Annotated in this window: 6 protein-coding genes and 1 pseudogene; 2 read left to right on the top strand and 5 right to left on the bottom strand. The window is 63.5% G+C overall.

Translation table 11 applies throughout. The annotated features are described in order from the left end of the window. Positions 1-169 precede the first annotated feature (169 nt). The 5 genes and pseudogenes from VN461_16255 to VN461_16235 all read right to left on the bottom strand — a co-directional run bounded on the left by VN461_16255 (position 170) and on the right by VN461_16235 (position 3886). Positions 170-310, bottom strand: a complete 141-nt coding sequence (locus VN461_16255) for a universal stress protein (protein HXB56328.1) — start codon at positions 308-310, stop codon at positions 170-172. A 66-nt stretch (positions 311-376) separates the two neighbouring features. After that, a pseudogene (locus tag VN461_16250) lies at positions 377-787 on the bottom strand (universal stress protein). A gap of 86 nt (positions 788-873) precedes the next feature. Beyond that, the gene (locus tag VN461_16245; protein ID HXB56327.1) at positions 874-1716 is read right to left on the bottom strand and encodes a universal stress protein; all 843 of its coding nucleotides are present in this window, start codon (positions 1714-1716) and stop codon (positions 874-876) included. A 377-nt stretch (positions 1717-2093) separates the two neighbouring features. Continuing rightward, positions 2094-2765 (bottom strand): hypothetical protein, encoded by a 672-nt coding sequence (locus tag VN461_16240; protein HXB56326.1) that lies wholly within the window; start codon positions 2763-2765, stop codon positions 2094-2096. Further along, positions 2762-3886, bottom strand: coding sequence for a saccharopine dehydrogenase NADP-binding domain-containing protein (locus VN461_16235; protein HXB56325.1), 1125 nt, complete (start codon positions 3884-3886; stop codon positions 2762-2764). Before VN461_16235 ends, VN461_16240 begins: the two co-directional genes overlap by 4 nt. Before the next feature lie 591 nt (positions 3887-4477). Between VN461_16235 and VN461_16230 the strand changes: the two genes are divergently transcribed. Further along, positions 4478-5419: a hypothetical protein gene (locus VN461_16230; GenBank protein ID HXB56324.1), complete on the top strand. Its 942-nt coding sequence runs from the start codon at positions 4478-4480 to the stop codon at positions 5417-5419. Positions 5420-5886: 467 nt separating this feature from the next. Then, on the top strand, positions 5887-7640 hold a 1754-nt coding region (locus VN461_16225; protein HXB56323.1), incomplete at its 3' end, for an SPFH domain-containing protein.

Below are 7640 nucleotides of genomic sequence, written 5' to 3'. Positions count from 1 at the left end.
CGGCCATCAACATCCGGCAGGAGGGGCTGAGGATTTTGGAACTACCGCGAGGTCCGCGGGAAGTCATGCGCGTGGAGGGCGAAACCCCCCTGCCGCGGCGGCGCGTGCCGCTTGCGTCGGGGCGCTCTAAGAAGCGCGAATTGCAAGAGTGCGAGGCCAGGGCCAAATGCTAAAACCCGGGCCGAGACTCAGAGGACGCGAAGACCGAAATCACGTTCATCACGATCAGCCGGGCGGGGGCCTCTGCGGCCAGGGAGACGGCGTGCTTCAGAGCCTCCTTCGAGGCCTCCGAGAAATCGACCGGGCACAAGGAGATGCTCTTGTTGAGAGCAGGCGGAGTGGATCCTGACCCCGTGGCCGGGCGTGGCACGATCAGGACGGGGCACACCGCCCGACGCAGTACCCTTTCCGTAACGGACCCCAGGACCCGTCGCTCGAAGCCGCCTGTGCCGTGAGTGCCCATGACCAGCAGGTCTGCAGGCCAGGCCTCTGCCTTCTCCAGAATCTCGGTGGCGGCATTCCCTTCCCGTAGCTCAAAGGCAATGGGAATGCCAGCGCTCCGGCCCGGCTCCGCGAACTTGCGCAGCTCCTCCGCGAACTACTCCCGAGTACCGGGCTCGAGAGCAAGGGGGCTTGGGAAGGGAAGGCGGGGCAGGACAGGGAGCACCGGCGCGATGACGTGTACGGCGGCGATCTCGGCGTTGTAGCGGCGGGCCAGCACAATGGCGTGGTCTAGGGCATGTCGCGAAAAATCGGAGAAGTCACAGGGCCAGAGGATCCGTCGCATCCGAACCAAGCCCCACCGCCTTTCCGTGGGCTCCCCCGCTCGCGTGGCTACTGCGCCATGGCAGCGGTGCGGAGCCTGCTCCTCCCTCAGCGCGACATCAGTACCGGGACCTTGGCCTCGTGGAGGGCCGTTCGGGTCACGCCGCCGAAGACAAGCTCGGTGAGCCGGGAGTGTCCATAGGCGCCCATGACGACGAGGTCGGCTCCGAACGCGGAGGCTCGCGAGAAGATCAGGCGGCCGACGTCCTCGCCGCCAGAAGCCATCCGTCGAACGTCAACCCGCACGCCGTGCCGGGCGAGGTGGCGCGCGATGTCGGCCCCGGGCTCTTCCCCGTGGTCCAACCCTTGGCGCTCGTGGTCCACGACGAGCAGCTCCACCGCCTCCGCGCGGGCCAGGAACGGCAGAGCATCCGCGACGGCCCGAGTCGCCTCTCGGCCCGCGTTCCAGCCCACGAGGACCCGGCGTCCCGCCGACGTCGGTGGCTCCGGGGGGAGGAGCAGGACCGGCCGCCCCGAAGCCAGGACCAGAGTCTGCGGAAGGTCGAGCGGGACGGCATCACGGCCGGCGGACTCCGGACGGCCAACGATCGCCAGGTCCGCGTAGCGGGCATGGACCACCATGTCCTCGGCCAACAGGTGCCGCACGGACCTCCATTCCGCCTGCAGCCCGCCTCCGCTTGCCGCCCTTTCGAACGATTCCCGCAGCTTCTTCTCATGCAGCGAGACCTCCGCGTCGTAGCTCGCGATCAGCTCCTGCATCGCTCGGCCCCTCACGTAAGCTGCAGAGCCCTCGTTCGACAGGGGAGGCCAGACAAAGGCCCCGGTCAGGTGCGCCCCGTGCTCCTGGGCCAGCCGGGCCGCGAACTCGATGATCCCCGAGCCCTCCCGTCGCCCATCCACGAAAACGACGACATCCTTGATCTCGAACATTGGCAGTTCTCCCTAGCAGCAGTCGACACAGGGCAGGGGTTGGAAGACCGCCGCTCCACGCCGCGACGAATCGATCCGATCGTAGCCGTAGCGATCCAACTTTGTAAACCTACAGCAGCAAGACCGGTTCTTGCCCACTCTTAGTGTTTAAGAGAACCCGCTGGTGGCGGGACTTAGACCACATTGGAGCGCTTGTCCGATGTGCCCCTCCAACGGCCCGTTGCTCCAGAGCGTTTCTATTATGAACCTCAGGGCTTCAAGATCTCGATGGAGCGTCTTGGCCGGCGCGATACCGACCCCGGTCGTTCTATTAGGTGTGACGGCCCCGTTCCTTGAACCCCGCAATGCGCGTCGAGGTTCCAATCGTCACCCCTTTCTCAGCGCGGCAGCTGACTTCGGGCATGGAGGGTCGCGGAGGCCGCCACCCCGGCCAGCCAAACGAGTAGACAGGGCACCAGCAACACATTCGCGAAGAGCATGCCGGCTGCAGAATTGGCCCAGGCCATCGCGGAGAGAATGGAGCCGCCGGCGACCACCCCGAAACCCGCCATCTGGATCCATCGCGGATAAGCTCGGCGCGAGGCCCACACGAGTAGCAGCGCCGAGATCGTGTACAGGCCGTTGGCCAGGAAACCGGTCAACAAGACCGCGGCCCGGTGCCAGGCGAGGAAACTCGGGGCGTTCCCGGCACCGGCCAAGCCAGGCAACACGAATATCTCGACGGCCTGGGCGGTCCAGTCGGCGCCGACCGCGGCGACGGTCAGGAGAACCGCGCTCCTCAAGAGCGCCGGAGACGCTCCCAGGGACCCGTGAGCCACGGCAAAGCGGGCGTAGAAGTTGAGTATGGTTATGGCGGCCACCGTCCAGGTGATCCAGCCAGCGGTCCACAAGAGCCTCCTCTGGTCGACAAAGCGAAGCCGGTCCGCCAGGTCAGCGTTTGTCTCCAGACCATTGCGAAGGATCAGAGCCATCACCAGGCCAGCCGTGAGATGAGCCGCGAACGCGAGCCACGCCGCGCGGCTCAAGCGCGGCCACGAGGCGTCTTTCATGGCAGGTCCCGCACCGTCAGGTTGAGCCCGCGCCTGTCGCATTCGAATTCAAGCTCTGCACGGCTCAGCCAGCTATCCACGGGGACAATTCCCCTCTCCACGGCTCTTCCCGAGAGCATACGCGCTGCCATGACGGCCGCCGGCATGACGGGGATTCTCTGCCCCGAGCTCTCGGCGAGAACGCACGCCTGACGGCGGACCGGTAGGCCAGCCTTGAAGCCCGACGCCTCGACGCCGACAGCGCCCCAGTCGTGCCCCAGGAAGCCGAGAACCCCCATCGCGGGAGCCAGCCAGCCGGCCCAGGGGCCCCACTGGATCCTGAGCCTCCTCGAGAGCCACGCCAAGACGGATGCGCCATGGTTGAAGAGGGCCAGCTCCGCCCCAACCCGGAACTCCACCCGGCGCGCGCCAAAGAGCTCCGGGAAGATCTCGTGGTCCGGCACGTCGACCAGATACCCGCGCTGCCCCCCGACGGGCAGAGGGAAATCGAACGTTCGCGGCTCGGACCAGCCGGGGACCTCCCGCCACTCGCCTTCCCTACAGAGCCGACAGGACTTGCCAAGGGAGGCCAGCAACGAGGCGACCGTTCCCCGGTTCCGCGGGAAGCGGTTCCCGGGAGCGATCTGGACGAAGAGGGCGTCCACCCGATCCATGTCCTCGACCGCAATCCGCGCCAGGAGTCCCGACAGGGCAGGTACTGCGGACCAGCCGACGCACACGGCGGGAAGGCCCGCTTTGTCCTGCCGGCCTACCCACTCCCTTGCTTTCACAAAGAATCCCCGGTCGTCTGTCAGGTCAATGTAGGGCACACCGTGTTCGACGCAGGCCTCGAGCAGCGTCAGGGGGAGCCCTTGATAAGGGCCGGCTGCGCACACAGCGGCGCGGGCCAGGGGCACCAGGGCGGCGACGGTGGCTGGCTGCGTGAGGTCGCACACGCAGGGAGTCATGCGGTGAGAGAGCCCGGGGCCGACGCTACGCAGCAGGCCATCCATCACGTTCCGGCGACGCCCAGCGACCAAGAGGTTGGCGTCGGTGTGGCGCAGCAGATCCTGGACGAGAAGCGAACCGAAATACCCGCCTGCCCCTACGACCAGGACGCCGGAGGACTCTTGGCGACCCACGAGGCGATTATTCCATCGAGTGCGTACCCGTACGAGCCGTCACCCCTAACCTCCGCGCAGACCTGCCCCAAGGCGAGCTGCCCAACCCGGTGTTGCAATCGTCGGTGACATTCGCATATGGCGTGATGAGTGGACGGGGAGTCGACCATTCACGGCCGCAGGGGGACAAACCGTCCTGCAACCGCTTGCATAGCAGAGACTTCAGGCCGAGACTGTCTGGGCGGTGCGGGTGCTGGCGGCTGCCTGGCAAGATCGGCAAACGATGATCACCGACGTGGCGCCGACGGAACCACCGGTGGTGACGCAGCGTCACCACCGAACCACCGAATGGGTTGACCTCCCCGCCTCCTCGGCGCGCCAGGAGGGGTGCCGGCAATGTTCGACAATAATTCCGAGGAGCCACAAAAGTTGAGACACCGTGCCCCACGATGTCCACGACTCGCTCTTCACATTCCTCTCATTTTGGTCAGCGCCATCCTGCTAGTTCCGGCTGCTACAGTGGCAGAACCCGGGCACAACCGGGCATCCACGGATGACTCTTCACCAAGCGGACTCGTTGTAGTCATAGAGAACAAGCCTCAACAGGATCGCTTGGACCTACGAGCATTGAATAGTCCCTTCATCAGTGGCGTCGCGCTTCAGATCCGTTGGCGTGACATCGAACCCGTCCCGGGAAGACCGGATTGGTCGAAGCTGGATCAGCTATTCGCTACTGCCGAATCATCAAAGAAGTGGGTACAACTCCTCATCTTCCCCGGTTTTTTTGCTCCTGAATGGGCTCTGGACGGCGCGAAGACCGAATTGTTTCCCCTACAGTATGGGCCTGGCAAAGGCACAGTTGAGCGGCTTCCAATGCCATGGGATGGTGCGTACCTGACACATTGGTTCGCGTTCCTGAAACAACTCAGCGAGAGGTACGGCAAGTCCCCTGCCTTTCGAATCGTCGCAGCTGACGGACCGACATCGGTGTCTGCGGAGTTCACGTTGCCCAGCTCGCCAGAGGATGTTGAGAAGTGGCGCAAGCTCTCCTATACCCCGCGTAGATATATCGAGACATGGCAGAACGTCCTGCAAGTTTATGCGGCTGACTTTCCGGATCAGTACGTTTCTCTGTCACTGGGGTTTGGTCTTAACATCAATGACGAAGGCAAGCTCGATGGACGTGAGCATATGCGCACCAAGCTCGCAATTATCGACCTGGGATTGAGTCGCTTGGAGCGCCGATTTGTCCTTCAGTACAGCAACCTCGATGGAAATCCAGGCCCGGACCGGGGCCCTCAGGGCACGGCTCTTGTGATTGGTTATAGCGGACGTATTGTCACCGGTTTTCAACTGCGCACCTCTTGCATCCGCAACAGCGGAAATATGGGGGCGGAGGGAGATCCCGCGCTCGCTTTGAAGAGATCGATCAACAAGGGCATGAACCCGAACATTGCCGGTAAGCACGTCAACTATCTGGAAATTTACGAACCTGATGTGCTTCCAGACGAAATGCAACCAGTGCTTCGCTATGGAGCGTCGCTATTCAAATGACCTCGGACGGAACGATCGACACGGCGGCCGCGACCCGCAGACTTCTGACATCTGGCCAAGGTCCAAGAGCTGCTCGGGTAGCAGATCGTGCGGACCACGAGGGCCTACGCGCACGCTCTGAATCGAGGACGCCGAGGCGGGCGCAGTCCCGCTGCCAGCCTGTGCGCCTCCGGACAGACACTCCTGGAATCTCCTTCGTCATGAAGCGCGATGGGAGTGTGCGAGGGTGGAGCGCGCCTGCGAACAACGGGTATTTTGACTCCTCCGCGAAGAGAAAAGTAGGGTCAGAAGTGTCTACTTGTTTCGGGGGAAGTTCCCGACTCCGGGCGACAGCGTTGTCAAGGGTCAGGAACTTTTGACCTCCCCCGATCGTCACTAACACTGACACCCCCTTTTGATTGACACCTAGGCTGGGCCATGCCCAGAATTTATTGCCGAATCCCTTAGATCCGAACGGAGGCTACGCGATGTTGGCCCTCAACAGTCCGCTGGCCTGGATAACTGCCGCCACTACTCTCGTGTTCTTCTACCTCATCTTGTCGATCCGGCGCATCGGACCGACGGAGGTCGGACTCGTCACCAAGCGCTTCGGGTGGCGCGGCCTGAGCCAAGACAACCCTATCGCATTCGACAAAGAGGCCGGGTACCAAGCCGATCTGCTGATGCCGGGCCTTCGCTTCAAGCCATTCTTGGTCTACTCGGTGAGCAGGTTTCCCTGGGTGCAGGTGCCGGCGGGCGAGATCGGCGTCGTGATCGCTCAGGTGGGCAGGCCGCTTCCCATCGGAGCAAAGTCCGCGGTTTACAGGAAGGACTTTGGCACTTTCTCCGACTTGCGTAGTTTCGTCAGTAGCGGCGGGCAGAAGGGCGTGCAGCGACCCGTCCTGCCGCCGGGGACGTTGGTTCCGATTCATCCAGTCGGCTTCATGGTCATCACGAAGAGCGAGGTGTATGGCCAGCCCATCTCGCCCGAGCTGCGGGCCAAGGCTGGACGCGGCGGCCCCATCACGCCCGATGCGCTGGGCCTTTCGCGCGACCAACTCGATCTCGTTCGCATCGAGCCGCAGAGGCACGACGACGGCATGACCTACGACACCGTGGGCATCGTCACGACATACGAGGGCGAGCCGCTCCAGTCGGGCGACATCGCCAGCCGCCTCGGGGCCTTCTCGGATGTTGAGGAGATGGAGAAGAAAGGAGGGACCGACTCTGACATCATCGAGGCCCTCCTCGCGAGCAAGAACCACCTGCACAACAACTACCAGGATTTCCAGGCGTTTCTCGATCACGGGGGCAAGATCGGCTTGCAGCACGATCCCCTCCTTTACGGGGCATACGCCCTGAACCCATTCCTTGTGACCGTCGAGCAGGTGCCGATGCTGCTGGTGAAGCAGGGGCAGGTGGCGGTCATGAAGGCATACGTGGGACTGGTGACCCAGGACACCTCCGGTGCCGAGTTCAAGTTCGGATCCCTCGTGCGACCCGGTCACCGCGGCGTCTGGCAGGAGCCCTTGCGCACGGGCAAGTACCCGATCAATCCTCGCTGCTACGAGGCCGAAATCGTGCCGACCTCGATCCTCAACCTGAACTGGGCAGACGCAGTGTCGGAGGCCCACCACCTCGATGCCCAATTGCAGCAGATCGTGGCCAAGAGCAGCGAGGGGTTCGTTTTCAAGATCGACCTCCAGGTCCAGATCCACGTCCCTGACACTAAGGCCCCGCGGGTGATCTCGATGGTAGGCACCATGCGCAACCTCGTGAACGAGGTGCTGCAGGCGGCCGTCGGCAACCACTTTCGCGACAAGCTCCAGAGCATGCCCGCGATCCGCTTCATCGAGACGCGCCAGCAGGTCCAGATGGAAGCGTTCGAGCACATACGCGAGCAGCTGGAGCAGTATCAGGTCGAGACGAAGGGCGTTTATATCCAGGACGTGATCTTGCCGGAAGACCTAGTGAAGGTGCTCACTCAACGCGAGATCGCGAACCAAGAGATCGAGACATTCAAGAAGCAGCGATCGGCCCAGGAGGAGCGGATCGCGATGGAGCACTCCAAGGGGACGGCCGAAATGCAGGCCGAGCTCGCGAAATCCAAGGTCGGCGTTGAAATCAAGACCAACAACGCCAACGCCCGGGCCAAGGAAGGAAGCGGCGAGGCCGAGTACATAAGGCTGACCGGCACGGCGAGAGGCGCCGAGGTCGAGGCAGTCGGCCTCGCGCGCGCGAA

The sequence above is a fragment of the Vicinamibacteria bacterium genome (genome assembly GCA_035570235.1).
Taxonomy (GTDB): domain Bacteria; phylum Acidobacteriota; class Vicinamibacteria; order Fen-336; family Fen-336; genus DATMML01.
The sequence above is the reverse complement of the archived record's forward strand: the minus strand, read 5'-3'. Positions and strand labels throughout refer to the sequence as shown.